The sequence below is a fragment of the Amycolatopsis sp. NPDC104587 genome (genome assembly GCF_055583645.1).
In genome coordinates, this window is the sequence record NZ_JBVJNO010000018.1 from 94,462 (window position 1) to 119,789 (window position 25,328).

Below are 25,328 nucleotides of genomic sequence, written 5' to 3' on the forward strand. Positions count from 1 at the left end.
CGATCGTTAGGGTGGGGCGGCAGCCCGAGCGGAAGGAGCGGCGATGGTCACGCGGGCGGAGCGGAACGCGACGGACCCCGACCTGGGTGTCCTGGCGGGCCGGCTGTTGTTCGCGGTGCAGCGTGAGCTGTTCTCGACGCTGGCCGAGGAGGGGTTCGCCGACCTGAAACCCCGCCACGGCGCGGTGCTCGCCTACCTCGACCCCGGCGGCGTGCGGGCGACCGACCTGTCCCGGCTTTCCGGCCAGCACAAGCAGAACGTCGGGACGCTGATCGACGAGCTCGAGTCCCTCGGGTACGTCGAGCGGCGCCCCGACCCGAGCGACCGCCGCGCGAAGCTGATCTGCCCGACGGTCCGCGGCCTGGCCCAGATGCGGGCCGCGGACACGATCATGGCCGCCATCCAGCGGCGGCACGCCGAGCGGGTCGGGGCCGAGGACTACGCGCGGTTCAAGCGAATGTTCACCGATATCACCGTGCATCAGCGCGACCACGCAGGCGCGGACGAGGACTGACCGGCTAGGGCACGAGCACGAGACGTCCGAAGACCTCGCCGCCGGCCAGCTTCCGGTGGGCCGGCACGGCTTCCGCCAGCGGCAGCACCTCGTGCACCACTGCCTTCAGCTCACCTCGGACGGCCGAGCCGAACAGCTCCGCCGTCACTGCGCGCCGGTCGGCTTCCGGGACTGTGTTCGTGCTGAACGTCGCGAAGGACAAGGACTTCTGGAACGCCGCGAACAGCGCGGTGCCGAAGTCCGCCGGCGGGTCGCCCGCCACCGCGCCGACCGCCACCAGTCGGCCGTTGGGGTTGAGCTTCGCGAAGTACGACGGCAGGTCCGCGCCCGCGACGACGTCGATCACGACGTCGTAGCCTGAGCCCCCGCCGTCGCGGCCCAGCACCTCGGTAGCGCCGAGCTCGCGCAGGCGGGCGCCGCGCTCGGGGGACGACGTCGTGACCGCGATCGAGCCCGCTCCGGCGCGGGCCGCGAGCTGGACCGTCATGATCCCGATGCCCCCGGCCGCGCCGCGGACGAGCACGGACTCGCCGGGCGCGAAGCGCGCGTGGCGCAGGCCGAAGTGGGCCACCATCCCGGAGCTGCCGAGCGTCACGGCGTCGACCGCGGACAGGGTTTCCGGCAGGGGCACCAACGTCGCCACCGGGGCGACCGCCTGCTCGGCGTACCCGCCGCCCACCCCGGTGAACGCCCACACGCGCCGGCCGGTCCACGACGGGTCGACGCCGTCGCCGACGGCCGTCACCGTGCCCGCCACCTCGCCGCCGAGGACGTGGCCCTCGGTGAAGCCGTACGCGGCGAGTGCGCCGCTCCTGACCAGGACGTCGACCCCGCCGACGCCGATCGCTTCGGTGGTGACGAGCACCTGCCCGGCGCCCGGGCCCGGGTCCGGGAGGGTGACCACCGCGAGGCCGTCCGGGCCGCCGAACTCCTGTACCGCAATCGCTTTCACCCGGCGGACCGTAACGGACGGGGGCGTCCGGTTGGCTAAAGTGAGAGGGTGCCCGACCAGTTGCCTCACATCCTGCGTTCCGACGCCCGGGACAACCGCGCGCGCCTCCTCGAGGCGGCGCGCGAGGTGTTCGCCGTCGACGGCCTGGACGTGCCGATGCGCGAGATCGCCCGGCGCGCCGGGGTCGGGCCCGCCACGCTCTACCGGCGCTTCCCGACCAAGGAGGACCTGGTCACCGAGGCTTTCGCCGAGCAGATGCACGCGTGTTACGCCATCGTCGACGACGGCTTGGCCGACCCGGACCCCGGGCGCGGCTTCCGCGAGGTGATCGAGCGGCTCTTCGAGCTCCACGCCCGCGACCGCGGCTTCACGTCGGCCTTCGTGGCGGCGTTCCCGCACGCGATGGACTTCGCTGCGGACCGCGCGCAGGGAGCGAAGTCCCTCGCGGAGCTGACCCACCGCGCGAAGGAAGCCGGCTACCTGCACCCCGACGTCGTCCCGGACGACGTCATTCTGGTGCTCACGGCCAACAGCGGCATCCATGCGCCGTCACCGGCCACTCGCGTCGCGGCTTCACGACGCTTCGCGGCGCTGGCGATCCGCGGCCTGCGGCGTCACCCGGAAGCCCGGGACGGTTGAACTCGCCGCAGGCTGGGCAATAACCCGATCGTGTACCGCGGTTGAGACCTGCAGCCGCCCCCGCAACCGCACGGCCGCGCCCGCCCGGGGCGGCCGGCACCGCGGGCGGCCGTGACCGCACAGGCTTCCCGCGTCTACGAGGAGGCCGTCGCATGCTCGACACCGCCACCAGCCCCAGCCCCCGCCACCTGGCCCCGGCGCACCCGGGCCCGACGACCGTCACGGTGACCACGACGTACGAGCACACCACGGTCGCCGTCACCGGCGAGATCGACCTGTCCAGCACCGAGCGGGTCCAGGACAGACTCCGGGACGAGCTGCGGTTCGACTCCGCCGCGCTGGTCATCGACCTCACCGGCGTCACCTTCTGCTCCTCCGGCGGCCTCGCCGTCCTGCTCGACACCGTCACCACCGCCCACGCCCGCGGGCTGCCGTGCGCGATCATCGCCACCCACCGCAGTGTCGTGCGCCCGATCCGGCTCCTGCGGCTCGACCGCGTGCTGCCGATCCACCCCGACCGCGCCGACGCCGAAACCTGGCTCTCGCTGCTGCCGCGGCTGCGCTGAACCCCGGGTTGGGGTAGAAAGCGGCATGGCACCTTCCACCACAGCGGGCCACGAGCCGGCCCTCCTCCCGGGCTGAGCGCCGATGGCCGACATCACGAGCCTGATCCTGGACGACCACGACTGGTTCCGCCGCCAGTTCGCCCGGCTCGACGACCTCACCGACGCCGCCGACCTGGCCGAGGTCTGGCAGCCCCTCGCCGACCTGCTCGACGTGCACGCCCGCGCGGAGGAGGAGATCTTCTACCCCCACCTGCTGCGCCGCGGCGACGACGCCGAAGCGGAGACGCTCGACGCGATCGGCGACCACAACGACATCCGCGACGGCGTGCACGAGGCCGCGCTGCACCCCGTCGGCAGCACGGCGTGGTTCGCCGCCGTGCGCAAGGCCCGGCTGGCCAACAGCGAGCACATGGCCGAGGAAGAGGACGAAGGGCTGGCCGACTTCCGCCGCCACGCCGACCCCGGCCTGCGCGAAGAGCTCGGCCGCAAGTTCACCGCCTTCAAGAAGCAGCACGAAGGCGCTCGCGACCTCGACGTCAGCGACATCGACCCGCAGGAGTACGTCGAGGAAGAGCGCGGCGACCGCCCGGCCGGCGACTCCCTCGGCATCGGCAGCCTCAAGGAGCAGGACTGACATGAACCACCTGATGCGCGCCCTCGCCCCGATCTCCGACGCGGGCTGGAAGGAGGTCGACGCCGAGGCCAAGGAGCGGCTGCAGACCCACCTGGCGGCCCGGCGCCTGGTCGACGTCGCCGGACCGCGCGGCTGGGGCCACTCGGCCACCGACCTCGGCCGGACCACCACGCTCGCGTCGGCGTCGCTGACCGACGTCGACGACGGGGTCGTGGTGCGGCAGCGGCGGGTCCTGCCGCTGGCCGAGGTCCGGGTGCCGTTCACGGTGTCGCGCGCCGAGCTGGACGACGCCGAGCGCGGCGCCGACGACCTGGAGTTCGACGACCTCGACCGCGCGGCGAAGCAGATCGCGATGATCGAGAACCGCGCGGTCTTCCACGGCTGGTCCGCCGCCGGGATCACCGGCATCGCCGAGACGTGCCCGTATCCGACCGCGCCGCTGGGCGACGAGCCCGAGGCCTACCCCGGCGGGGTCGCCCGCGCCGTCGACAAGCTCCGGCAGGCCGGCATCAAGGGTCCGTACGGCCTGGCCATCGGCCCGGCGGGGTACACGCGGATCGTGGAGAGCACCGAGCACGGCGGGCAGCTGGTGTTCGACCACATCCGCCGGGTCCTCGGCGGCGGCAAGGTGGTCCGCTCCCCCGGCCTCGACGGCGCTCTGGTCGTCAGCCTCGACGGCGGTGACTTCGTCCTCGAGCTGGGCCAGGACCTCGCGGTGGGCTACAGCCACCACGACGCCGAGAACGTGACGCTGTACCTGGAAGAGAGCTTCAGCTTCCGGGTCACCGAACCGGACGCGGCGATCTGCCTGACCCTCTGAACGCTTCAGCGGAGCGCGGCGGTCACCGGTGCCGCGAGGGTGGTGGCGGCGCGGGCAAGCAGCCCGAACGCCGGGTTGGCGAGGCGTCGCTGCCACACGATCGGCCTCAGCGACACGCGGACCGCGTGGGCGGCGTAGGCGTTGAGGCCGCGCTCGTACTCGTGCACGGCGAGCGCGATCGTCGTGCCGCCCTTCACCGCGTCGGCCAGGTGGGTGGCCAGCAGGTCGGCGTCCCGGACGGCGGTGGCGGCCGCGCGGCCGCCGGTCGGGGGCATGGCGTGCACGGCGTCGCCGAGCGCGGTCACCGTGCCCGAGGCCCACGGCGTCAGGTGCGCACGCGGATCGCTTGTGTGGTAAGGAAAAGTACCCACCGTGCGCAACTCGGCGCCTTCGACGATCTCCCGCAGCACCGGTGACCACGCGTGCACCAGACCGGCCGCGGCGCGCACGGCGGCCTCGGCGCCGATCTTGCGGGCGTTCGGCAGCCGGTCGAGCGGGACGTTGATCCCCCAGTAGACGACCGGCGACTCCGGGAACGCCGGCACGTCGACACACAGCGCCGGGTCGAGCATGGGGCCGGCTTCGGTGTCCTGCACCGTGATGAACGCGCTCGTCGAACCGGGGCCGACGGCGAGGATCGAGCCGATGCGCAACCGCTCCGGCAACTGCTCGCGGATCTCCGGGGTGAGCGGGCTGCGGCCGGCGACACCGCCGATGCCGACGGGCGTCGACGTGGGTCTGCCCGCCAGCGCCGTGACCACCCGCGAGGTGGCGCCGTCCGCGCCGACGAGCAGGTCACCGTGATCGGCCGAGCCGTCGGCGAAGTGCGCGGTCACTGTGCCGTCGGGGTGGGTTTCGTGACGGACGAACTCGCTCCTCCAGTGGATCGCGTCGTCGAGGCCGTGGGTGAGCAGCACGCGCAGCGGCAGGCGTTCGACGAAGAGCATCTCCTCCTCGAGCGGGATCGTCGCCTTGGCGAGCGGGCGCAGCCGGTGGTCGGCGAAGGTGATCCCGCGGTGGGCCGCCCGGTTCGGTGAGCTGGCCAGCAACGCCTGGTACGCCGCGGCCGGGAGGACTCTGCGCAGGACCTGGCACGCGGCGTCGTCGATGTGGAGCCGGTAACCGCCGGTCGCCTCGGCGCGGGGGTCGCGGTCGTGCACCGCGACGTCGATCCCGTGGGTGCGCAGGGCTTGGGCGAGGGTCAGGCCGCCGATGCCCGCGCCGATGATGATGACTCGCATGACTGTTTCCTCACTGAGCACTGGTTGGTCAGGCTTCACTGTAATCAATATAGTCTGATCTACTCAATTGAGACCGTAGTGACCCCCGTCACGAGGGTTCTCGAAGATCAGCGGGTCAGCTGCCGGCCGAGGATCTCGGTCAGCCAGCTTTCGTACCGGTCGTCGGTCCAGCCGAGCCCGGTGGTGCCGCGGAAGTAGAGCTCCAGCGCGCTGAGCATCCACGCGTGCTCGACGGCTTCTTCGCGGGTGACGTTCGCGGGCAGCACGCCTGCCTCGTCCAGCGACGCGATGATCGGCACGAGCCACTCCCGCGCTTCGCGCTCACCGTGGTTCTTCAGCTCGACCACGGCGGGATCACTCGAGGCGTTGACCGCCGCGGCCCACATGTCCCGGCCGTTCGAGTACAGCTTGCGGAGGAACGACGCGTAGAGCCCGAGCTTGCGGTGCGGATCAGGCTCGGCCTGGATGCGCGCGCCCCACTCCGCGCGGTCCGCCTCCGCCTCCAGGCGGGCGATCAGCTCGCCGACGATCGCCGCCTTCGACCCGAAGGTCGCGTAGACCGTCGGCGTGGCGACCTTGGCGTGCTTGGCGATCATGGCGACGGTCGTCCCGGCGAACCCCTGCTCCGCGAACAGCTCCCGCGCGGCGTCGACGATCCGGGCCCGCGTCGCGACGGCCCGCTCCTCACGCAGCGGCGACTCGTACGCGCGCCGGGACGGGGAGGGGCCGGCCGGATCGCTCACGCCGCGAAGTTATCACTGCGGCCGGCTCTCCGGCGGCCATCCGGGTGAAAGCCGGCGCCGGCGACCAACCGGAGCCGGGGTGAGGAGTGAGGCAGACGGCGGCAGCAGCCGCCAGCTGCCTGACCACTCGTCGAGGAGTCGCACCCATGAAGCTCGCCTCAGCACTGCGCACCCGGTTCGCCGCGGTTTCGCTGGCCACGATCACCGCCGCGGTGACGGTGACCGGGACCGCGGCCGCGGCCACGGAAGCCACCGGGTACGCGCGGTGCCCCGCGGCCAAGTTCTGCGTCTTCTCCGGTGTCAACGGCGGCGGCGTGATCGCCTACTTCACCAGCGGGGACGGCAACCTGGCCGACTCCTCCGGCCCGCAGGGGATGAACAACACCATCGAAAGCGTCTGGAACCGGCGCTCCGGCGAGGTCTGGTGCCTCTTCCCCGACGCCGGTTACAACGGCGCCGCCACCATCTACCCCTACGGCAACGGCACGAACCTCGAAGCCTCGGTACGGAACACGACGAGCTCGCTCGTCAAGTGCCTCTTCTAGCCGGGGTCAACCGGGGCGGGCCGAGCCAGGGGCACCTCACCACGGCACGGTTTCGCCCCACCGGTCCAGGAACTCGAGCCCGGGCTTGCCCAGCCGGGACACCAGGACGTCCACCACGAGCGGGACGGTTTCCTCGAGCGTGAACGGCGCGTCCGGCCCGCCCAGGCCGGTGCGGATCCAGCCGGGCGCCATCAGGACGATCGCGCGTTCCGTCCCGGCCTGCCGGGCCGCGAAGCCGCGCATGAACATGTTCAGCGCCGCCTTGCTGCCGCGGTAAAGCTCGCGCAGCCCGGTGGTGTTGTTGGTGATGCTGCCCTGCCCCGACGACATCGCGCCGATCAGCCCGGCCGGCGTCACGAGGTCTTCGAGCGCTTCGATGACGCGCAGTGGACTGAGGGCGTTGGTGACCATCACCGCCACGAAGTCTTCGGTCGGCACCTCGCCGATCGGCGTCTCGACGTTGTTCGTGGTTCCCGCGTTGACGAAGAGCAGGTCGAGCTTCCGCGGCGACAGGCGTTCGCGCAGCGGCGGGAGCTGGGCCGGGTCGGTGACGTCGAGGTGTTCGATCGTGAGGCGGCCGCCGGAGCGGTCCGCGAGCTCGTGCAGGGGCGTCCGGGCGGCGGGGTCGCGGACCGTGCCGATGACGTCCCAGCCCCGGTCGAGCAGCTCCGCCACCAGCGCACAGCCGAGGCCGCGTGAGGCCCCGGCGATCAGGGCGGTCTGTGGGAGTTCGTTCATGCTCGCAGTCTGCCTCCGGTGTTCGCCGGCTTGCTCGTCCGAGACGCCGGTTCGTAGAATCACCTCGATGACAGCGTCACAGATGAGCGAATCCGGCGAAGTAGCGCCCGAGGATGTGCGAATCATTCGCGCGCTGCAGGTCGCCCCGCGTGCCTCGTTCGCGGCGATCGCGGCCGTGCTCGGGGTCACCGAGAGCGCCGTCGGCCGTCGGTACCGGCGGTTGCGCGCCGACGGTGTCGTGCGGGTCGCCGGCATCCTCAACCCGGGAGCGCTGGGGCAGAGCCGCTGGCTGGTGCGGCTGCGCTGCCGCCCGGGCAGCGTCACGGCGATCGCCGACGCGCTCACGAAACGCGAAGACGTCAGCTGGGTGACCCTCGGCGCCGCGGGTTCCGAGATCACCTGCGCGGTGCGCTCCCGCACGCCGGAGCAGCGTGAAGACCTGCTCGGGCACCGCCTTCCGCGCACCGCGGCGGTCCTCGACATCCACGCGGCCGCGATGCTGCGCCAGTTCGTCGGCGGCCGCGGGCACTACTGGGCCGCGCTGCGCGGCATCCTCACCCCCGCCCAGGAAGCCGCGCTGGGCACCGAAGGCAGTCCGTTCCCGGAGGTCCCGGTCGTCAGCCGCGAGCCGCTGGACCTCACGCCCGAGGACGAGAAGCTGCTCGACGTCCTCGCCGAGGACGGCCGCGCCAGCCTCGTCGACCTCGCCGACGCGGCCCGTCTCACACCCGGACGGGCGTCCCGCCGCCTCGAAACCCTGCTCCGGACCGGCGTGGTCCACATCGACGTCGAGCTCGCCGCCGCGGCGCTGGGCTACCGCGCCGGGGCGCTGCTCTGGCTGCGGGTGCACCCGTCGGCGGTCAAGAGCGTCGGGCGGACGCTCGCGCGGGAGCCGGAAATCGCTTTTGCCGCCGCCATTTCCGGTCCGCACAACATCCACGCCGTGGCGCACTGCCACGATCTCGACGAGCTGTTCGAGTTCACCACCGACCGGGTCGGGTCGCTACCGGGGTTGCAGAGCATGGAGATCTCCCCCGTGCTCCGGCAGCTCAAGCAGTCCGGCACCCTGCTGGCCGGCGACCGCCTCGCCGCGCGCTAACGAGCGTCTTCGAACCGCTGGTTGCCCAGCACGCCCAGCAGCTGCAGCTTCTCGAACGCCTCCGTGCGCGGCGCCGCGGTCAGCACCAGCAGCGCCTGCGACTGGTCTTCGGTGAACAGCGCTTGGCAGTCCACTTCGATCTCGCCGACCTGGGGGTGCACGAGCACCTTGTGGTCCTCGAAGCGCTTCGCGACCTCGTGCCGCTCCCACAGGGCCGCGAACTCCGCGCTCTCCCGCTTGAGCGCGCGGACCAGCTCCCCCGCCCGTGAGCTCGGGCCCATCGAGCCGTGCGCGGCGCGCAGGTTCGCCACCAGCGCGCGGCTCTGCCGGTCGCGGTCGTGCTCGGGGTAGATCAGCCGTTCCGCCGGCTCGGTGAACCAGCGGTAGATCTCGCTGCGCGCCAGTCCTTTGTGGTCGGTCCGGCCGCCGTAAAGCGCTTCGGCGAGGCGGTTCCGCACGAGGACCTCGCCGAGGTTGGACAGGATCAGCGCGGGGGTGTCCGACAGCCGGTCGAGCACCCGCAGCAACGCGGGCGCGACGTGCGTGGCCGTCACCGCGGGCGAAGGAGCGTTGCGGCCGGCGACCACGAACAGGTAGTCCCGTTCGTCGTCGCGCAGCCGCAGCGCGCGGGCCAGCGCGGCCAGCGTCTGTTCGCTCGGCTGCGGCCCGCGTTGCTGCTCCAGGCGGGTGTAGTAGTCGGTCGACATCGCGGCCAGCGACGCGACCTCTTCCCGCCGCAGCCCGGCCGTCCGGCGGCGCGCCCCCGGTGGGAGGCCGACGTCTTCGGGCCGCAGCTGCTCACGGCGGCGACGCAGGAAGGCCGCCAGCTCCGCTCGATCCATGCTCCCCAGTATCCCGCCTTCCCGGCGGCCGGCCAGGGATCGCCGGTCCCCCGATAGCCGCTCTCTGGCGGCGGCGTCGCCGGTGGCCGAAGCTCAGGACATGGACATCACCGGAAACACCCTCTTCATCCCCGGCGCCACCAGCGGCATCGGCCTGGCACTCGCACTGGCCCTCCGGGAGCGCGGCAACACCGTGGTCGTCGGCGGCCGGCGCACCGACCGGCTGGAGACGATCGCCGCCGAGCACCCCGGCCTCGGCACCGTGGCGATCGACACCGCGGACGCGTCGAGCGTCGAGGCCGCCGCGAAGGACGTGCTCGCCCGCTACCCGGAGCTGAACGTGCTGGTCACCATGGCCGGCGTGATGCGGGCGGAGGACTGGCACCGGCCCGAGACGTTCCTGGAGTCGGCCGAGAACGTCGTGACGACCAACATCCTGGGCCCGATCCGCCTGATCGCGGCGTTCGTCGAGCACCTGCAGAGTCGCCCGGACGCCACCATCGTCACCGTCTCTTCCGGACTGGCGTTCACCCCGCTGAAGGTCACCCCGAGCTACAACGCGTCCAAGGCGGCGATCCACATGCTGAGCGAGTCGCTGCGGCTCCAGCTGGCCGACACGTCGGTGAAGGTGCTCGAGCTCGTGCCGCCGTCGGTCCAGACGGACCTCATGCCCGGCCAGGCCGACAACGAGCACGCCATGCCGCTGGCCGAGTTCATCACCGAAGTGGTGACACTGCTGGAAACCCAGCCGGACGCGACCGAGATCCAGGTCGAGCGGGTCAAGTTCCTACGGTACGGCGAGGCTCGCGGTGACTACGCCCAGGTGGTCGCGGCGTTGAACCAGACGGATCCCCACGGAAAGTGAAGCCCCGGCCGGCTAGCTGAAGGAGACGCGGCCCAGCAGCCGGTCCACCACCGCGGGCAGCGGCTGCTCGCCCGAGCCCTCCAGCCAGCGCAGGATGCCGGTGCGGGTGGCCGCCAGGAACGTCGCCGTCATGAGGCGAGCCAGCTCGTCATCGACGCCGCGGGCGGTGAGGACGCCGGCCAGGTCGCGCTCCAGGGCGATCTGGTCGCTGGCCTGCTGCGCGAGCAGGGACGGGTGGCGGCGTAGCAGCCGCAGCTGCGCCACCCACTCCGGGTCGGGGACGGTCCGGTCCTGGTACAGCTCGCGGCTCGCCGCGCGCAGGGCCGCCCACGGCTGCTCGGCGGGCGGGCGGCCGGCGGCCAGCGCCACCAGCACCCGGGTGCGCTCGCGGTCGCCGTGCAGGATCGCGTCTTCCTTGTTCGCGAAGTAGTTCGAGAACGTCCGGCGGGACACCCCCACCTCGTCGGCGATGTCCTCGACCGTCACGGCGTCGAGCCCGCGCTCCATCGCCAGTCGCAGCGCCGCCTCGTGCAGCGACTGCCGGGTCGCCGCCTTCTTGCGGGTGCGCAGCGTGTCGACGGTGTCCATGCCGCCCAGCCTAGCGACGGGAATACACTGCCCATTGCGCAAGTTTGCTCAGTGGGCAATAATTTACCCGGACGTGAAGGGGTGCTGTGAAAACCGAGAGAAACACGGCGGACGCGGCGATGCGGCACCGCGAGGTGCTGGAGTCGCTGTCCGGGCTGCTGCTCGCGCTGTTCGTGGCCATGATCAGCTCGACGGTCGTGTCGACGTCGCTGCCGCTGATCATCGGCTCGCTGAACGGCAGCCAGACGCAGTACACGTGGGTGGTCACGGCCACCCTGCTGGCGGCGACGGCCACCACGCCGATCTGGGGCAAGCTCGCCGACCTGTTCAACAAGAAGACGCTGGTCCAGGTCGCGATCGTGATCTTCGTGGCCGGGTCGATGATCAGCGGGTTCAGCCAGGACACCGGGCAGCTCATCGCCGCCCGCGCGTTCCAGGGCATCGGCGTCGGCGGCCTGCAAGCGCTGGTCCAGGTCGTGATCGCCGCGATCATCCCGCCGCGCGAACGCGGCCGCTACAACGGTTACCTCGGCGCCGTCATGGCGGTCGCCACCGTCGGCGGCCCGCTGCTCGGCGGGCTCATCGTGGACGTGCCGTGGCTCGGCTGGCGCTGGTGCTTCTTCGTCGGCGTGCCGATCGCGGCGATCGCTTTCGTGGTGCTGCAGCGCACCCTCAAGCTGCAGACCGTGCGGCGCGACGACGCCGGAGTCGACTACCTCGGCTCCGGCCTGATCGCCGCCGGCGTGAGCGTCCTGCTGATCTGGGTGTCCTTCGTCGGCAACTCGTTCGACTGGCTTTCGTGGCAGACCGGCGTCATGGTGGCGGGCGGCGTGGTGCTGCTCGCGCTCGCCGTGCTGGTGGAGACGAAGGTGCGCGAACCCGTCGTGCCGCTGAAGATCGTCGTCCAGCGCACCCCGGCGCTGGCGATCATCGCGAGCCTCGCGGTCGGCATGGCCATGTTCGGCGGCGCGGTGTTCCTCGGCCAGTACTTCCAGATCGGCCGCGGGTACACCCCCACCGAAGCCGGCCTGCTGACCATGCCGCTGATGGCGGGGGTGCTCGTCTCCTCGACCGTCTCCGGGCGGCTGATCAGCCGCACCGGGAAGATCAAGCCCTACATCGTGGCCGGCACGATCATCCTGGTGCTCGGCTTCCTCGGGCTCGGCCTGGTCGACCACGCCTCACCGCTGTGGATCGTCGGGGTCGCGATGGCCGTCGTGGGCGTCGGTGTCGGCATGACCATGCAGAACCTCGTGCTGGCCGTGCAGAACGACGTCCCCCTGCGCGACCTCGGCGCGGCGAGCGCGACGGTGACCTTCTTCCGCTCGCTCGGCGGCACGATCGGCGTCTCGGTGCTGGGCGCCGTGCTCGCCAACCGGGTCACCGCCGACCTCTCGGCCGCCCTGCACGTGCCGGCGGGCCAGGCGTCGACGGGCAGCGTCAGCGCGCTCAACCTCAAGGCGCTGCCGCCTCAGGTGCAGACCGTCGTGCACACCGTGTACGGCGACGCGACCGCGCACATCTTCCTGATCTCCGCGGCGGTGGCGGTGGTCGGGGTGATCGCGGCGCTGCTGCTCAAGCCGATCACCCTGCGCACGACGATCGACCTGGAGCAGCCGGCCGGCGAGCCGGCGACGACCGAACCCGTCGCCCGGTAAGGGGGTGGGTGGGGTGAGCGGCAGCGCAGCCGGGATCAACGCCTTCGAGTCCACAGTGGAGCGTTTCGGCCCGCGCCGGGAGACCGCGGCGCGGGCCATCCTCGCCGGCGTCGACGGCTCCGACACGGCCATGCGCGCGGCGGCCTACGCCTTCGGCCTGACCCGCCGCCAGGGCGGCCGGCTGATCGTCGCCTTCATCGCCGGCCGCTCGGCCCTGACCACGCTCGGGCCGCCGATCGCGGCCGCGGCCGAACACGACACGACCGTGCAGCTCTACACCGAGCTGCGCGAGCAGATCCGCACCGGCGCCGAGGAGCTCGAGGTGCCGGTCACGCTGCTCAAGATGTTCGGCGACCCGTACACGGCGCTGCGCGACACCGCCGACCGCTGCCAGGTCGACACGGTGGTGGTCGGCGCGTCGCAGAAGGCGGGGCACCGGTTCGCGGGTTCGGTCGCGACCAAGCTCATCCGGGCGGGCCACTGGCCGGTGCTGGTCGTGCCCTGAGCCGGATTCGAGGCAAGGCACGCCGGTCTACCGCGGCTGGTCGTGAATGTTTTTTAGGGTTAGAACCCTAATTACCACTCACGACGCGCGGCGCCGGGCGCCGTGGAGGTACGCCGCCAGCTCGGCGACCGTCGGGTGGTCGAACAGGGCCACCGCCGGGATGTCGCGGCCGGCCAGCGTCGTCAGGCGGGCACGGACCTCCAGTGTGGTCAAGGAGTCGAACCCCAGCTCGGGGAACGGCCGGTCGTCGGTGACCGCCCGCGGGTCCGGGTGGCCGAGCACCGCGGCCACCTCGACGCGAAGCATCTCCCGCAGCTCGGCTTCCGACGGCTGGGCCGGCCAGCTGCGCTCCCCCGTCGTCGACGGCACGACTCCGCGGGCCGCCGGCGGGGTTTCCACCGCCACCGGGGTGAAGCGGACCGGGACCAGGACCGGCTCGGCCGACCCGAGAGCCGCGTCGAACAGCTCGAGGCCCTGCTCGGCGGTGAGCCCCACGACGCCGGAAGCGTGGATCCGCTGCCGGGCGGTCGCGGAGATGCGGTCACCGAGCCCGGTGCCGACGTCCCACAGGCCCCACGCCAGGGACAACGCCGGCAGGCCCGCCGCCCGCCGCCGGACGGCCAGCGCGTCCAGGAACCGGTTGGCGGCCGCGTAGTTGGCCTGGCCGGCCTTGCCGAACGTCCCGGCGATAGAGGAGAAGAGCACGAACGCCGTCAGCGGCCGCTGCCGGGTCACCTCGTCCAGCACCACGGCGGCGTCCGCCTTCGGGCCGAGCACCGTGGCGAACCGCTCGGGAGTCTGGGCGGTGAGGACACCGTCGTCGACCACGGCCGCGGAATGCACCACGGCGGTCAGCGGCGGGTCGCAGGTGTCCACGAGCCGGGACACCACGGCCCGGTCCGCGACGTCCGCGGCGACGATCCGGACGTCGGCGCCGAGCGCGGCCAGTTCGGCGCGCAGCTCTTCGGCGCCCGGCGCGGCCGGGCCGCGGCGGCTCACCAGCAGCAGGTGCCGGACGTCGTGGCCGCGGACGAGGTGGCGGGCCAGCAGTCCCCCGAGAGCGCCGGTGCCACCGGTGACCAGGACCGTCCCGGCGGGGTCGATCGGCCGGGTGCCGGACGGCGTCGCGCGCGCGACCCGGAACACGTGCGGCACCCCGTCGCGGATCGCGATCTGCGGCTCCCGGCCGTCCCCGGCGAAGTCCGGGACCCGCTCGAGCGGGAAGCCGGGCTCGAGGTCGACCATGGTCAGCCGGCCCGGGTACTCGGCGGCCGCGGAACAGCCGAGGCCCCAGACGGCCGCCGCGGCCGGGTCCGGCTCCGGGCCGGTGGCGTTGCGCGTGACCAGGGCCAGCCGCTCGGGCAGCCGCTCCTGGAGGAGCCGGAGGGCGGCCGTGGTCGCTTCGCGCACATCACCCGCCGTGGCTTCGACGACGGCGACCGGCTCCCGGGCGGCGACCGGCGACACCGGTGTCCACTTCGGACGGTAGAGCATCGTGTCACGCGGGTGCACCGGCCGGGTGAGCAGCGACGCCACCCGCGCGATCGGCTCACCACCCGTGTCGAACAGCTCGACGCGCAGCGCGCCGGAGTCGAGCACGCCGTGCACCCGGGCCCGGCGGGCGCCGGGCGTGTACAGCTCGACGCCACTCCACAGGAACGGCAGCCGCGGCTCGACGGCCGCCTCACCGGTGAGGGCCACGGCGTGCACGGCGGCGTCGAGCAGGATCGGGTGCAGGCCGAACCGGCCGGCGGCGCCCGGCGGGAGCTCGACGTCGGCGAACACCTCGCCTTCGCGCCGCCAAAGCCGTTTCACCGCCCGGAACGCGGGCCCGTAGGTGTGGAACCCGTACGCCTCGGTGACGTCGGCTTCGGCCGTGCCCGCCGGTGGCCACTCCCCTGTCCACGTGCCGGGCAGCGGGCCGCGGGGCCGGATCCGGCCCGTCGCGTGGCGGCGCCAGTCCTTTTCGCTCCGCCGCCGGGCGTAGACGTCCAGCCGCGGCCCGTCGACGACCACCTGCAGGTGGGTGTCCTCGGTCGCGTCGAACGGCAATGGCGCCTCCAGGGCGAGCTCCTCGACGGCCTCCCCTGCGTGCAACGCCAGCTCGGCGAACAGCGCGCCGGGGACCAGCGGGGTGCCGCCGACCATGTGGTCGGCCAGCCAGGGGTGCACGCGCGGGTCGAGGGAACCGCCGTGCACGACCCGCGGTGAGTCCGGGGCTTCCAGCGCCGGGCCGAGCAGCGCGTGCCCCGGCCCGGTGACGACCGGCGCCGAGGGCTCCAGCCAGTAGCGCGTCCGCCGGAACGGGTAGGTGGGCACCGGCACGGTCCGGGCGCCACTGCCGCGGAACACCGTCCGCCAGTCGATCGGGACGCCGGAGGTGTGCACCGCGCCCAGCGCGGCGAGCACCCCTTCCCCCGACAGGGTTGTCGTCACGGCGGGAAAACCCGCGAGCCGGCTGAGCACGGCCGCCGGGCCGAGCTCGAGGCCGGTGTCGGGCGCGGCGGTGGCCAGCGCGTCGGCGAACCGCACGGTCTCGCGCACGTGCCGCACCCAGTGCCCGGGCTCGAGGACGTCGGCCCGGGCGCCGGTCAGGCTCGACACGAACGGGATCTCGGCGCGTTCGTGGCGCACCGACGCGACGACGGCGGCGAACTCGCCGAGCATCGGGTCCATCAGCGGTGAGTGGAACGCGTGGCTGACCCGCAGGCGGGACCCGCCACCCAGCCGCTCGGCCACCGCCGTCGTCGCGGCCTCTTCGCCGGAGAGGACAACCGAACGCGGGCCGTTGACGGCGGCGATCGCGACGGACCCGGTGAGCAGCGGCGTGACTTCGTCCTCGCTCGCGGCGACGGCGATCATGACACCACCGGCAGGCAACTCCGCCATGAGCCGCCCGCGCGTGCTCACCAGGGTGGCCGCGTCGCGCACCGACAGGATCCCGGCGACGTGGGCCGCGGCGAGCTCGCCGACCGAGTGCCCCACCACGACGTCCGGGCGGACACCCCACGACTCGAGCAGCCGGAACTGCGCGACCTCGAACGCGAACAGCGCGGCCTGGGCGTGGTCCGTGCGGTCCGGATCGTCGTCGGCCGGCTCCACGCCGAGCGCGGCCCAGGCCGCGTCGAAGGCGCCGGCGAACACCGGGAAGGACCGGGCGAGCTCACGTCCCATGCCCGCCCGCTGGGCGCCCTGGCCGGAGAACAGGAACGCCAGCCGCGGCGCGCTCCGGACCGTGCGCCCGCGGACCCGTCCGTCGGCGACCGCTCGCAGCGCTTCACGGTCACCGGCGGGCACGAGCACGCGGTGCCCGGGCGCGAGGCGGGTCGCGAGGGTGTAGGCGACGTCGAGGCTGTCCGGGACGTCCGCGAGCCCGGCGGCGACGGCGCGCAGCGAGTCCTCGTCGGCCGCGGCCAGCAGCCACGGCGCCGCCGGGAAGTCCTTGCGCGTCAAAGGATTTTCGGGTGGTGGTTCCTCCAGCAGGACGTGGGCGTTGGTGCCGCCGATCCCGAACGCCGACACCCCGGCCCGCCGCGGCCGGTCCCCGGCGGGCCACGGCCGCGCCCGGTCGAGCAAGGCGACACTCCCGGCCGACCAGTCGATCCGCGGGCTCGGGTTGTCCGCGTACCGCGACGGCGGCAGCTGTTCGTGCTGCAGGGCCAGCACCATCTTCAGCACCCCGGCGACACCGGCGGCGGCCTGGGTGTGGCCGAGGTTGGACTTCACCGAACCGAGCCACAGCGGCCGGTCGCGGTCCCGGCCGTACGCCGCGATCAGGGCTTCCGCCTCGATCGGGTCACCCAGCGGGGTCGCCGTCCCGTGGCCTTCGACGGCGTCGACGTCCGCGGGCGCCAGTCCCGCGTCGGCGAGCGCCGAGGCGACCACCGCGCGCTGCGCCCGCCCGCTCGGCGCGGTCAGCCCGTTCGACGCGCCGTCGGAGTTGACGGCCGATCCCCGCAGCACCGCCAGGACGGGGTGCCCGAGCCGTCGTGCGTCCGAAAGCCGTTCCAGCAGCACGACTCCGGCGCCTTCGGCCCACGCGGTGCCGTCGGCGTCGGCGGCGTAGGGCCGGCAGCGGCCGTCCGGGGACAGCCCGCGCTGGCGGCTGAACGCGAGGAACGTCCGCGGGGTCGCCATCACCGTCGCGCCACCAGCGACGGCGAGCGAGCACTCCCCCGCGCGCAGGGCCTGGGCCGCCAGGTGCAGGGCCACCAGCGACGACGAGCACGCCGTGTCGACGGTGAGCGTCGGCCCGGTCAGCCCGAAGGTGTAGGCGATCCGGCCGGAGGCGACCGCGTGCGACGAGCCGATGCCCAGCCAGGCTTCGAGCTCGTGCGAGTCGAACCGGCTCGCGTAGTCCTCGTTCATGACCCCGACGTACACACCGGTGTTGCTGCCCCGGAGCGCCGCGCGGTCGAGACCGGCCCGTTCGAACAGCTCCCACGTGGTTTCGAGCAGGAGCCGCTGCTGCGGGTCGGTGGCCAGGGCCTCCCGCGGGGAGATCCCGAACAGCCCGGCGTCGAAGTCCCCGGCGTCGTAGAGGAACCCGCCGCGGCGGGTGACCGAGGTGCCGAGCCGGCCGGGGTCCGGGTCGTGCAGCGCCTCGACGTCCCAGCCGCGGTCGGCGGGGAACTCCCCGGTCGCGTCGACGCCGTCGCGGACCAGCCGCCAGAGGTCCTCCGGGGACCGCACCCCGCCGGGGAACCGGCACGCCATCGAGACGACGGCGATCGGTTCCGCCGCCGGGGTCACCGCGGTTGCCGGGGCCGCGGACCGCGCGCCGGACGTCAGCCGCGTGAGCTCGGCGATCACCTCACCCGGCGTCGGGAAGTCGTAGATCAGCGACGCGGGCAGCGACACGCCGGCGAACTCGGTGAGCCGGTGCCGCAGCTGCACCCCGGCCAGCGACGAGAGCCCGAGGTCGGTGAACGGGCGGTCGCGCCAGCCGTCCCCGCCGTCGTGCCCGCACAGGGCGACGACTTCCGCGCGCACGACTTCCGCGAGATCTCCTTGCGGCGCAAGGGTTTCCGGAGCGGTCAGGATCCCGCGCCGCGGTTTGCCCGACGCCGTCCGCGGAATCGCGTCGACCCGGTGGAACGCCACCGGGACCTTGTACAGCGACAGGCGTTCCAGGCACAGCCGCCGCAGCCGCGCCGGATCGACGGTGTCGCCGGCCGGCACGACGAACGCGATCGGGACCTCGCCGACCACCTCGTCCGGCCGGCTGCCGACGAGCACGTCCCGCACGGACGGCGACTCGGCCAGCACGGCCTCCACCTCGGCCGGGTGCACGTTCTGGCCGCCGCAGACGAGCACGTCGTCGACCCGGCCCTGGAGCACGACCTTGCCGTCCTCGATGCGGCCCGCGTCGCCGGTGCGGTACCAGCCGTCTTCGATCGGCGAACCGGCCTGCCCGTGGTAGCCGAGCATCAAACCCGGGCCACGAACGAGGATCTCTCCGCCGTCGACGCGGATCTCGTTGCCCGGCAACGGGACCAGCCCGGTCTCTCCGGGCACCTCGACGGCGATCTTGCCGCCGGTCTCGGTGGCGCCGTAGCCGTTCAGCAGCGGCACGCCGAACAGGTCTCGCACGGCGGCCCGCGCGGCCGGGCCGCACGGCGCGCCCGAGGTCAGGCACAGGCGCGGCGGGACGACCGCGCCGCGGATCTCCTGCCGCAGCCCCGCGTACGTGGCGGGAACGCCGGCGAGCACGCAGCCGGGGTGCTCGGCCAGCAGCTCGGCCGAACACCGGCCGGCGAAGCGGGTGTGCGCGCCGGTGGCGATCGTCGCGAGCACCGCCAGCGACAGCGCGTAGGCGTGGTGCACCGGGAGCGGCCACAGCACGGTGTCGTCCCGGCTCAGGCCGAACATCGGGACGTAGGCCGCGGCGGTGGACCACAGCATCGACCGCTGTGTGGTCAGCACGCCTTTCGGGCGGCCGGTGGTGCCGGAGGTGTAGAGCAGCCACGCCGGCTCGTCGAGCCCGAGGTCGTCGCGCGGCGGCTCGGACGCCGCGGGCGGGTCTTCGACGAACAGCACCCGCAGGTGCGGCCGGCTCGCGACGAGCCGGCGCGCCAGGTCCGCGTGCCGCGCCTCGGTGACCAGCAGGACCGCACCCGAGTCGTCGGCGACGACGGCGAGCTCCGCCTCGGTGGCCCGGACGCTCACCGGCACCCCGACGGCGGCCGCGCGCACCGTGGCCAGCATGAACTCGACGAACTCGACCCGGCCGCCGACGTGCAGCAGCACCCGGTCCCCGCGGGCCACGCCGAGCGCGGCGGCGAGGCGTCCGCTCGTTTCGGCCAGCTCCCCGTGCGTCACCGCACGCGTGCCGTCGGAAAACGCCGGCCGGTCGTCACGCCGTCCTGCGAGCAGAACCGCCAACGGCCGCACGAGATCGTGCTGTACCTCCCCCATGGACGCCACGATAGCGACGTCGGGGCCCTACTGTCTTTGCAGACATATGTACGAAAATTTCTGAAAAATGTATGACTATTGCCACTCTTTGTCTCGGAGCCTACAGTTCCGGCATGGCGATCTCGCGCAGGACGTTGCTCGGTTCAGCCGCCGCCGCTTCGGCCTGGGGAGCGCTTTCCCTCGCCGGGGCCCGCACCGCCGCCGCGGCGAGCCCGCCGGGCGACGTCGTCGGCAAGATCACCGTCGGGTACCAGGGCTGGTTCGCCTGCGCCGGAGACGGCGCGCCGATCAACGGCTGGTGGCACTGGAGCCAGGACTGGGGGCGGACGCCGTCGCCGTCCAACAACGTCATCAAGGCCTGGCCGGACATGCGCGAGTACACCCGCACGTACCAGACCGCGTACGCCAACCTCGGCAACGGCCGGCCGGCGACGTTGTTCTCCTCCTACGACCAGCAGACCGTGGACACGCACTTCCTGTGGATGCAGCAGAACGGCTGCGACACCGCGGCGTTGCAGCGCTTCAACCCCAACAGCAGCGAAGGCCCGACCCGCGACGCGATGGCCGCCAAGGTCCGCAGCGCCGCCGAGGCGCACGGGCGGAAGTTCTACATCATGTACGACGCGACCGGCTGGGCGAACATGCAGCCGGAGATGAAGGCCGACTGGACGGCGAAGATGGCCGCGCACACGGCGTCGCCGGCCTACGCGCGCCAGAACGGCAAGCCGGTCGTCTGCGTCTGGGGGTTCGGGTACAACGACGGCAACCATCCGTGGGACGCGGGCACCTGCCTCGACGTCGTGAACTGGTTCAAGGGCCAGGGGTGTTACGTCATCGGCGGCGTCCCCCGCGAGTGGCGGACCAGCGACGGCGGCTCGCGGCCCGGCTTCGGCGACGTCTACCGCGCCTTCAATATGATTTCGCCGTGGATGGTGGGCGCGGTGAGCGACGTCGCGGGCGCCGACTGGATGTACCAGAACCTCACCGTGCCGGACTTGGCCGACTGCACCGCCCACGGCATCGACTACCAGCCGTGCGTCCTGCCCGGCGACGTTTCCGGGCGGCAACGCGCCCACGGCGACTTCATGTGGCGCCAGTTCTACAACATGGTGCGCGCCGGGGTGCAGGGCATCTACATCTCGATGTTCGACGAATACGGCGAAGGCAACCAGATCGCGAAGACGGCCGAAAACGCGTCCATGTCCCCGGTCGGCGCCGGGCTGCTCGCCCTCGACGAGGACGGAACGGCGTGCTCGTCGGACTACTACCTGCGGCTGACCGCGGACGGCGGCCGCATGCTCAAGGGCCAGCTCCCGCTGACGGCAACCCGCCCGACGTCACCGACGCTGACCACGGGCGGCTCGACCGACCTGGCCCGCGGCCGCGCGACGGCCGAGAGCAGCCACACCCAGAACTACGGGTCGGGCAATGCCGTCGACGGAAACCCGGACAGCTATTGGGAAAGCGCGAACAACGCGTTCCCGCAGTGGCTCCAGGTCGACCTCGGCGCGGCGGCTTCGGTGACGCGGGTGGTGGTGGCCGTGCCGCCGTCGAGCGCGTGGGGTGCCCGGACGCAGACGCTGGCCCTCTCCGGCTGTACCGACGGCGGCTCGTTCACGACGCTGGTTCCGTCGGCGGGGTACGTGTTCGACCCGGCTCGTGGGAACAGCGTCACCCTGGGTGTTCCGGCTGGCAGTGCGCGTTTCCTACGGCTGACCTGCACCGGCAACACCGGCTGGCCGGCGGGTCAGATCGCCCGGTTCGAGGTTTACCGCTGAGCTGACCTGCGGCTCGGCCGGGTCGCGGGCCACACTGGAGGTGCCCGCCACCCGGCCGACGAGGGGACCCCGCATGGCATCCGACGACGTCGAAGCCTTCGACTCCGTGCTCGACGCGATCGGCGAGACGCCGTTGATCCGGCTCGCGCGGGTCGCGCCGGTGGACGGGCCGCGGATCTACGTCAAGGCCGAGTTCCTCAACCCGGGCGGGAGCGTCAAGGACCGGGCCGCGCTCTCCATGGTGCTCGACGCCGAACGGTCCGGCGCGCTGCGGCCCGGCGGGCTCATCGTCGAGGGCACGTCGGGCAACACCGGGATCGGCCTCGCGATCGTGGCCGCGCAGCGCGGGTACCGGTTGACCGTCGTCGTGCCGGACAAGACCAGCCGGGAGAAGACGGCCATCCTGCGGGCCTACGGCGCCGAGGTCGTCGTCACCGAGGGCGCCGTGGCGCTCGAAGACCCCGCCCACGTCCGGCGGACGGCCCGGCGCCTCGCCGAGGAGAACGACGGCTGGCTCGCCGACCAGTACGACAACCCCGCCAACCCCGCCGCCCACGAGACGACCACCGGGCCGGAGATCTGGCGGCAGACCCGCGGGCGGCTCACCCACTTCGTCGCCGGCATCGGCACCGGCGGCACGATCACCGGCGCCGGCGCGCACCTCAAGCGGGTCAGCGACGGCCGGGTGCGGGTGATCGGCGCCGACCCCGACCACTCGGTGTACTCCGGCGGGGACGGCAGCCCGTACGTGGTCGAGGCCATCGGCCACTACCGGCACCCGGACACCGCCGAGGACGTCTGGCCCCGCTCCTACGACCCCGGTGTCCTCGACCGGGTCGAAGCCGTCAGCGACCGCGAATCCGTGCTCGTCACCCGACGCCTCGCGCGCGAAGAAGGGTTGCTGCTCGGGGCGTCGGCGGGCACCGCGGTCGCCGCCGCGCTGCGCGTCGCGCGTGACCTCGGGCCGGACGACCTGGTCGTCGTGGTGGTGCCCGACTCCGGCCGGTCGTACCTGTCCAAGTACTTCGACGACGACTGGCTCGGGCACCTCGGCTTCCCGACCGGCGTCGAGGTGCGCGAGGAGCCCGCGCCGGCCGCCGTGCCCGGCCTGGCCGGGACGGCGTCGGTCGGCGAGGCGCTCGCCCTGGCCGACCAGCATCACGAGGCCTCGTTCTGGCCCATCGGCCCGGCTCGCCCCGGCGCCTCGGGACCGCCGTCGTACGCCGAGGTGACCGGCGCCCTCGACGTCCCGGCGCTGCGGCAGCTGGTGGCCGACGGCGTGGCGAAGCCGGACGAGCCGATCTCCGGGTACGTCACGGGCCCGCTGCCCGCGGTGGGCGTCGGCGAGCAGCACGCGGCGGAGCGGCACGAGCACGCCTGGGTCCTCGTGGACGGACGGGTGGCCGGGATCGTCCACAAGGGACAGTCTCAGCCCGGTTCCTGACCGGCGCTCAGCGCTTCGACGGGGCCGGCCGGGCGGCGGTCCCGAGCGCCGCGGCCGGCACGACGTTCTCGGTGCCCGCCTCCCGGACGCGGTGCGCACGATCTCCCCCGGCCGCGCCCCGATCAGCGCGGCGACCTGCGCCCGGGCGGCGGCCAGCACGCGACGGCGTATTGGTGGTCGACCGGCGTCGTGGCGTTGTAGTCGAGGTGGACGGGGCCCGGCGGTTTCGGGCCGCAGCGCTTACGATTCCCCGATGAGCGACCTCTGGCACCAGCCGCTGCGCCACGTCCGCGGGGCGGACCTGACCGGCGAGACGAACCAGACGACCGGGATGACCCGGCTCGAGGCGATCTCCGGCAAGACCGTCGGGTCGTCGAAGGTCTGGATGGGCGAGACGCACGTCGCGCCGGTGACCAACTCCGGCGACCACCACCACGGCGAGGCCGAGACCGCGATCTACGTCAAGTCCGGGCACCCGGTGTTCGTCTTCGCCGACGGTGACGAAGAGGTCCGCATCGAAACCGGGCCCGGCGACTACATCTTCGTACCGCCGTACGTGCCGCACCGCGAAGAGAACCCGACGGACGAGGAAGCCGTCGTGATCATCGCGCGCAGCAGCCAGGAGGGCATCGTGGTCAACCTGCCGAGCCTCTGGTCGCCGGTCGAGGTGCCCGGGGACTGACTCGTCCACTGTGGACGCGCCGGGAGGGACGAGCCAGTCCGCGGGCCGGGCCGGTCAGGCCGGGTTGTCCAGGGTCAACGCCGTGCAGCGGATGCCACCGCCGCCCTTGCGCAGCTCCGTCGTGTCGAGCTCCACGACCGTCAGGCCCAGCGCGCGCAGGTCCGCCGCCAGGTGGGGCGCGCCCGTGGTCATCGTGACCGTGCGGCCGTCGCTGATGAGGTTCAGCGCGAACCGCGCCGCTTCCGCCGGGCGGACCTCGATCAGCTCCAGGCCCAGCCCGCGCAACGTGCGCAGGCTGGCCCGGTCCAGGGCTTCGGGGTTGTAGGCCAGGGTGCGGCCCGGGTGGATCACCGCGACCGCCAGGTCGAGGTCGTACCACCGGGCGCTCGTGGTGCGCAGCGCGACGACCTCGTACCCGAGGTGCCGGGCCAGGACGCGGTGGGCCCGGACGTCGGTGCGCTGGCCGTGCGCGGCCAGGAGCAGGTCCCCGCACGCCAAGGCATCCCCCTGGCCGCTGAACGCGTACGGCGTGTCGGCGACGTCGAACCCGTTGGCCTCCAACCAGACGCGGTGGTGCGGGGTCTCCGCGGCGCGTTCCGGCGGGAGGGTGGCGAGCACGGCGCGGTCGCCGCGCACGGCGGCCGCGTTCGCCGTGTACGTCATGTCGGGGCAGGCCGGGTCGGCCTCGACGAACTCGACCGTGCGGCCCGCGGCGAGGTGCGCGGCGACGATGCCGTCGTGCTCGGCCGCCGCGGCCGCCGGGTCCGGCTGGACGTCGGCGTGCATGTAGGGGTTGATCTCGTAGTCGATGCGGAAGTGCTGCGCCGAACACATCAGCAGCCTGCGGTGGGACTGTTTTTCCCGGGTGGCGGCGGCTGGTGCGGTGACGGCGGGAACGGTGCTGGTCATCGTGGCTCTTTCGTCGGGCGGGCGGGACGGAGGGCGGGCCCCGCCGGCGGGGCCCGGCCGGTCCCGGGCTCCACCGCCGCACCGAGTCCGGGCGCACGGCACTGGGCGTCCGGAGCCGACCGGGCGGCCCCGGCGAACGCGACGCCGGTCAGCCCAGGCCGCGGAGCCGGAACAGTTCGATGGTCAGCAGGTAGTCCGTGGTCGAGCGGGCTTCGTCGAGCCGCTGGCCGATGCTGCTCGACCGGTTGAGCGCGCCGGCGGCCCGCCGGGCCTGCCCCAGGACGCGCGAGACCTTGGTGATCATGGTTCCTTCCTTTCGTGGACTTCCCGGCCGCATTCCGCTCGGGGGGCCGGGTGTTCTCAGAGTGGCGTTCGCGGGCCCCGCTCGTCTGGCCAGATCCGGACAGCTCGGCGGGCGCGGCGGAAACAATGGCTGACAACACGTGTTCGATCCTGTGGGGTTGTGGCGTTTCGCCGAACGCGGAAACGAAGGGCGGGAGAATTCAGCGGGTCGCGTTCAGGAAACCGATGACCACGGCACCCCACCAGCAGATCTGCGAAACCGCCGTGGTGACGGCGCCGCGGACGAGCAGCCGGGTTCCCGGGGTGCCGGTGACCCCGGCCATCCGACGGCCCAGCACGGCCGTGTGCACGCCGTTGACGGTGAGCCCGAGCACCAGCCCGAGCTTCAGCAAAGTGGCCGGGGAACGCAGGTCCGGCTGGAGCAGCACACCGCTCGCGACCAGCCCGGTCAGCCCGGACCACACGAGCAGGTGCAGCTGCGAAGTGCTGCGCACCGCCTCGGCGAACGTCACGCGGCGGAACAGCCAGAGAGCGAAGAAGTAGTCCGCGACCAGAACCGCGCCCAGCCCGAGGACGAGGGACGCGAGATGGGCGAACAACGCGATTTCGTGCCAGCGGGGGCCGGGGTCCACGTGGGCCGAGAGCCAGATCGCCACGGCGAGCAACGCGGTCGCGGCGGCCGCCACCAGATAGGTCGAGCAGTTCCGGATCCGTTGCCAGGCCAGGCTTCCGCGCACCGGCGGGCCGGCCGCGACGAGCCGTTCGGGTTCGGTGACACGTACCGGAATCCGGTCCTCGAGCATGGCCATGTCCTTCCGGAAGAGAACCGCAGGGGGGTTCGGCGAA

At 73.0% G+C, this 25,328-nt stretch carries 23 protein-coding genes; 13 read left to right on the top strand and 10 right to left on the bottom strand.

The window, feature by feature from the left end; all coding sequences use genetic code 11:
- The first annotated feature begins 43 nt into the window (after nucleotides 1–43).
- The gene (locus ACZ61C_RS41280; protein WP_465313389.1) at nucleotides 44–514 is read left to right on the top strand and encodes a MarR family winged helix-turn-helix transcriptional regulator; all 471 of its coding nucleotides are present in this window, start codon (nucleotides 44–46) and stop codon (nucleotides 512–514) included.
- A gap of 4 nt (nucleotides 515–518) precedes the next feature.
- Here the strand turns inward: ACZ61C_RS41280 and ACZ61C_RS41285 are convergent, their stop codons facing one another.
- Complete coding sequence (locus ACZ61C_RS41285; protein ID WP_465313390.1) at nucleotides 519–1,466, bottom strand: zinc-dependent alcohol dehydrogenase family protein; 948 nt, start codon at nucleotides 1,464–1,466, stop codon at nucleotides 519–521.
- A 48-nt stretch (nucleotides 1,467–1,514) separates the two neighbouring features.
- Here ACZ61C_RS41285 and ACZ61C_RS41290 point away from each other — a divergent pair, with 48 nt between their 5' ends.
- The 4 genes from ACZ61C_RS41290 to ACZ61C_RS41305 all read left to right on the top strand — a co-directional run bounded on the left by ACZ61C_RS41290 (nucleotide 1,515) and on the right by ACZ61C_RS41305 (nucleotide 4,125).
- Nucleotides 1,515–2,105 carry a TetR/AcrR family transcriptional regulator gene (locus ACZ61C_RS41290; RefSeq protein WP_465313391.1) on the top strand — a complete coding sequence of 197 codons (591 nt, stop codon included), beginning with the start codon at nucleotides 1,515–1,517 and terminating at the stop codon, nucleotides 2,103–2,105.
- Nucleotides 2,106–2,257: 152 nt separating this feature from the next.
- On the top strand, nucleotides 2,258–2,671 hold the full coding sequence (locus tag ACZ61C_RS41295; protein ID WP_465313392.1) for an STAS domain-containing protein: 414 nt from the start codon (nucleotides 2,258–2,260) through the stop codon (nucleotides 2,669–2,671).
- Nucleotides 2,672–2,753: 82 nt separating this feature from the next.
- Nucleotides 2,754–3,305 carry a hemerythrin domain-containing protein gene (locus ACZ61C_RS41300; RefSeq protein ID WP_465313393.1) on the top strand — a complete coding sequence of 184 codons (552 nt, stop codon included), beginning with the start codon at nucleotides 2,754–2,756 and terminating at the stop codon, nucleotides 3,303–3,305.
- A 1-nt stretch (nucleotide 3,306) separates the two neighbouring features.
- Nucleotides 3,307–4,125: a family 1 encapsulin nanocompartment shell protein gene (locus ACZ61C_RS41305; RefSeq protein ID WP_465313394.1), complete on the top strand. Its 819-nt coding sequence runs from the start codon at nucleotides 3,307–3,309 to the stop codon at nucleotides 4,123–4,125.
- Nucleotides 4,126–4,130: 5 nt separating this feature from the next.
- Here ACZ61C_RS41305 and ACZ61C_RS41310 read toward each other — a convergent pair whose 3' ends face one another.
- Together ACZ61C_RS41310 and ACZ61C_RS41315 are read right to left on the bottom strand one after the other, a co-directional pair.
- Nucleotides 4,131–5,366 (bottom strand): FAD-dependent oxidoreductase, encoded by a 1,236-nt coding sequence (locus ACZ61C_RS41310; RefSeq protein ID WP_465313395.1) that lies wholly within the window; start codon nucleotides 5,364–5,366, stop codon nucleotides 4,131–4,133.
- Nucleotides 5,367–5,473: 107 nt separating this feature from the next.
- Entirely contained in the window at nucleotides 5,474–6,109 is a 636-nt protein-coding gene (locus ACZ61C_RS41315; RefSeq protein ID WP_465313396.1) for a TetR/AcrR family transcriptional regulator, read from the bottom strand.
- Nucleotides 6,110–6,255: 146 nt separating this feature from the next.
- Here ACZ61C_RS41315 and ACZ61C_RS41320 point away from each other — a divergent pair, with 146 nt between their 5' ends.
- Nucleotides 6,256–6,654, top strand: coding sequence for a peptidase inhibitor family I36 protein (locus ACZ61C_RS41320; RefSeq protein WP_465313397.1), 399 nt, complete (start codon nucleotides 6,256–6,258; stop codon nucleotides 6,652–6,654).
- 36 nt (nucleotides 6,655–6,690) lie between these two features.
- Here the strand turns inward: ACZ61C_RS41320 and ACZ61C_RS41325 are convergent, their stop codons facing one another.
- Complete coding sequence (locus ACZ61C_RS41325) at nucleotides 6,691–7,392, bottom strand: SDR family NAD(P)-dependent oxidoreductase (protein WP_465313398.1); 702 nt, start codon at nucleotides 7,390–7,392, stop codon at nucleotides 6,691–6,693.
- 67 nt (nucleotides 7,393–7,459) lie between these two features.
- On the opposite strand from ACZ61C_RS41325, the gene ACZ61C_RS41330 reads away from it, so the two are divergent.
- Nucleotides 7,460–8,491, top strand: coding sequence for an Lrp/AsnC family transcriptional regulator (locus tag ACZ61C_RS41330; protein WP_465313400.1), 1,032 nt, complete (start codon nucleotides 7,460–7,462; stop codon nucleotides 8,489–8,491).
- On the opposite strand, the gene ACZ61C_RS41335 is transcribed toward ACZ61C_RS41330, so the two are convergent.
- Entirely contained in the window at nucleotides 8,488–9,333 is an 846-nt protein-coding gene (locus tag ACZ61C_RS41335) for a helix-turn-helix transcriptional regulator (protein WP_465313401.1), read from the bottom strand. The two genes, ACZ61C_RS41330 and ACZ61C_RS41335, sit on opposite strands and share 4 nt — an antisense overlap.
- 100 nt (nucleotides 9,334–9,433) lie before the next feature.
- On the opposite strand from ACZ61C_RS41335, the gene ACZ61C_RS41340 reads away from it, so the two are divergent.
- Complete coding sequence (locus ACZ61C_RS41340) at nucleotides 9,434–10,198, top strand: SDR family oxidoreductase (RefSeq protein WP_465313402.1); 765 nt, start codon at nucleotides 9,434–9,436, stop codon at nucleotides 10,196–10,198.
- Nucleotides 10,199–10,210: 12 nt separating this feature from the next.
- Here ACZ61C_RS41340 and ACZ61C_RS41345 read toward each other — a convergent pair whose 3' ends face one another.
- A complete protein-coding gene (locus tag ACZ61C_RS41345; protein WP_465313403.1) occupies nucleotides 10,211–10,786 on the bottom strand; it encodes a TetR/AcrR family transcriptional regulator in 576 nt (191 codons plus the stop codon).
- Nucleotides 10,787–10,905: 119 nt separating this feature from the next.
- Here ACZ61C_RS41345 and ACZ61C_RS41350 point away from each other — a divergent pair, with 119 nt between their 5' ends.
- Together ACZ61C_RS41350 and ACZ61C_RS41355 are read left to right on the top strand one after the other, a co-directional pair.
- Nucleotides 10,906–12,444 carry an MFS transporter gene (locus tag ACZ61C_RS41350; protein WP_465313471.1) on the top strand — a complete coding sequence of 513 codons (1,539 nt, stop codon included), beginning with the start codon at nucleotides 10,906–10,908 and terminating at the stop codon, nucleotides 12,442–12,444.
- A gap of 13 nt (nucleotides 12,445–12,457) precedes the next feature.
- A complete protein-coding gene (locus ACZ61C_RS41355) occupies nucleotides 12,458–12,949 on the top strand; it encodes a universal stress protein (RefSeq protein WP_465313404.1) in 492 nt (163 codons plus the stop codon).
- Between the two features lie 78 nt (nucleotides 12,950–13,027).
- On the opposite strand, the gene ACZ61C_RS41360 is transcribed toward ACZ61C_RS41355, so the two are convergent.
- Nucleotides 13,028–19,366, bottom strand: a complete 6,339-nt coding sequence (locus ACZ61C_RS41360) for an SDR family NAD(P)-dependent oxidoreductase (protein WP_465313405.1) — start codon at nucleotides 19,364–19,366, stop codon at nucleotides 13,028–13,030.
- Between the two features lie 113 nt (nucleotides 19,367–19,479).
- On the opposite strand from ACZ61C_RS41360, the gene ACZ61C_RS41365 reads away from it, so the two are divergent.
- The 3 genes from ACZ61C_RS41365 (at nucleotide 19,480) to ACZ61C_RS41375 (ending at nucleotide 23,270) form a co-directional block, all read left to right on the top strand.
- Nucleotides 19,480–21,144 carry a glycoside hydrolase family 99 protein gene (locus tag ACZ61C_RS41365; RefSeq protein ID WP_465313406.1) on the top strand — a complete coding sequence of 555 codons (1,665 nt, stop codon included), beginning with the start codon at nucleotides 19,480–19,482 and terminating at the stop codon, nucleotides 21,142–21,144.
- A gap of 73 nt (nucleotides 21,145–21,217) precedes the next feature.
- Nucleotides 21,218–22,588: a PLP-dependent cysteine synthase family protein gene (locus ACZ61C_RS41370; RefSeq protein WP_465313407.1), complete on the top strand. Its 1,371-nt coding sequence runs from the start codon at nucleotides 21,218–21,220 to the stop codon at nucleotides 22,586–22,588.
- Nucleotides 22,589–22,841: 253 nt separating this feature from the next.
- Nucleotides 22,842–23,270 carry a cupin domain-containing protein gene (locus ACZ61C_RS41375; protein WP_465313408.1) on the top strand — a complete coding sequence of 143 codons (429 nt, stop codon included), beginning with the start codon at nucleotides 22,842–22,844 and terminating at the stop codon, nucleotides 23,268–23,270.
- Between the two features lie 54 nt (nucleotides 23,271–23,324).
- On the opposite strand, the gene ACZ61C_RS41380 is transcribed toward ACZ61C_RS41375, so the two are convergent.
- From ACZ61C_RS41380 to ACZ61C_RS41390, 3 genes are all read right to left on the bottom strand, one after another.
- A complete protein-coding gene (locus ACZ61C_RS41380) occupies nucleotides 23,325–24,179 on the bottom strand; it encodes a dimethylarginine dimethylaminohydrolase family protein (RefSeq protein WP_465313409.1) in 855 nt (284 codons plus the stop codon).
- Between the two features lie 148 nt (nucleotides 24,180–24,327).
- Entirely contained in the window at nucleotides 24,328–24,483 is a 156-nt protein-coding gene (locus tag ACZ61C_RS41385) for a hypothetical protein (protein WP_465313410.1), read from the bottom strand.
- 199 nt (nucleotides 24,484–24,682) lie between these two features.
- On the bottom strand, nucleotides 24,683–25,285 hold the full coding sequence (locus tag ACZ61C_RS41390) for a hypothetical protein (RefSeq protein ID WP_465313411.1): 603 nt from the start codon (nucleotides 25,283–25,285) through the stop codon (nucleotides 24,683–24,685).
- Nucleotides 25,286–25,328: the final 43 nt, after the last annotated feature.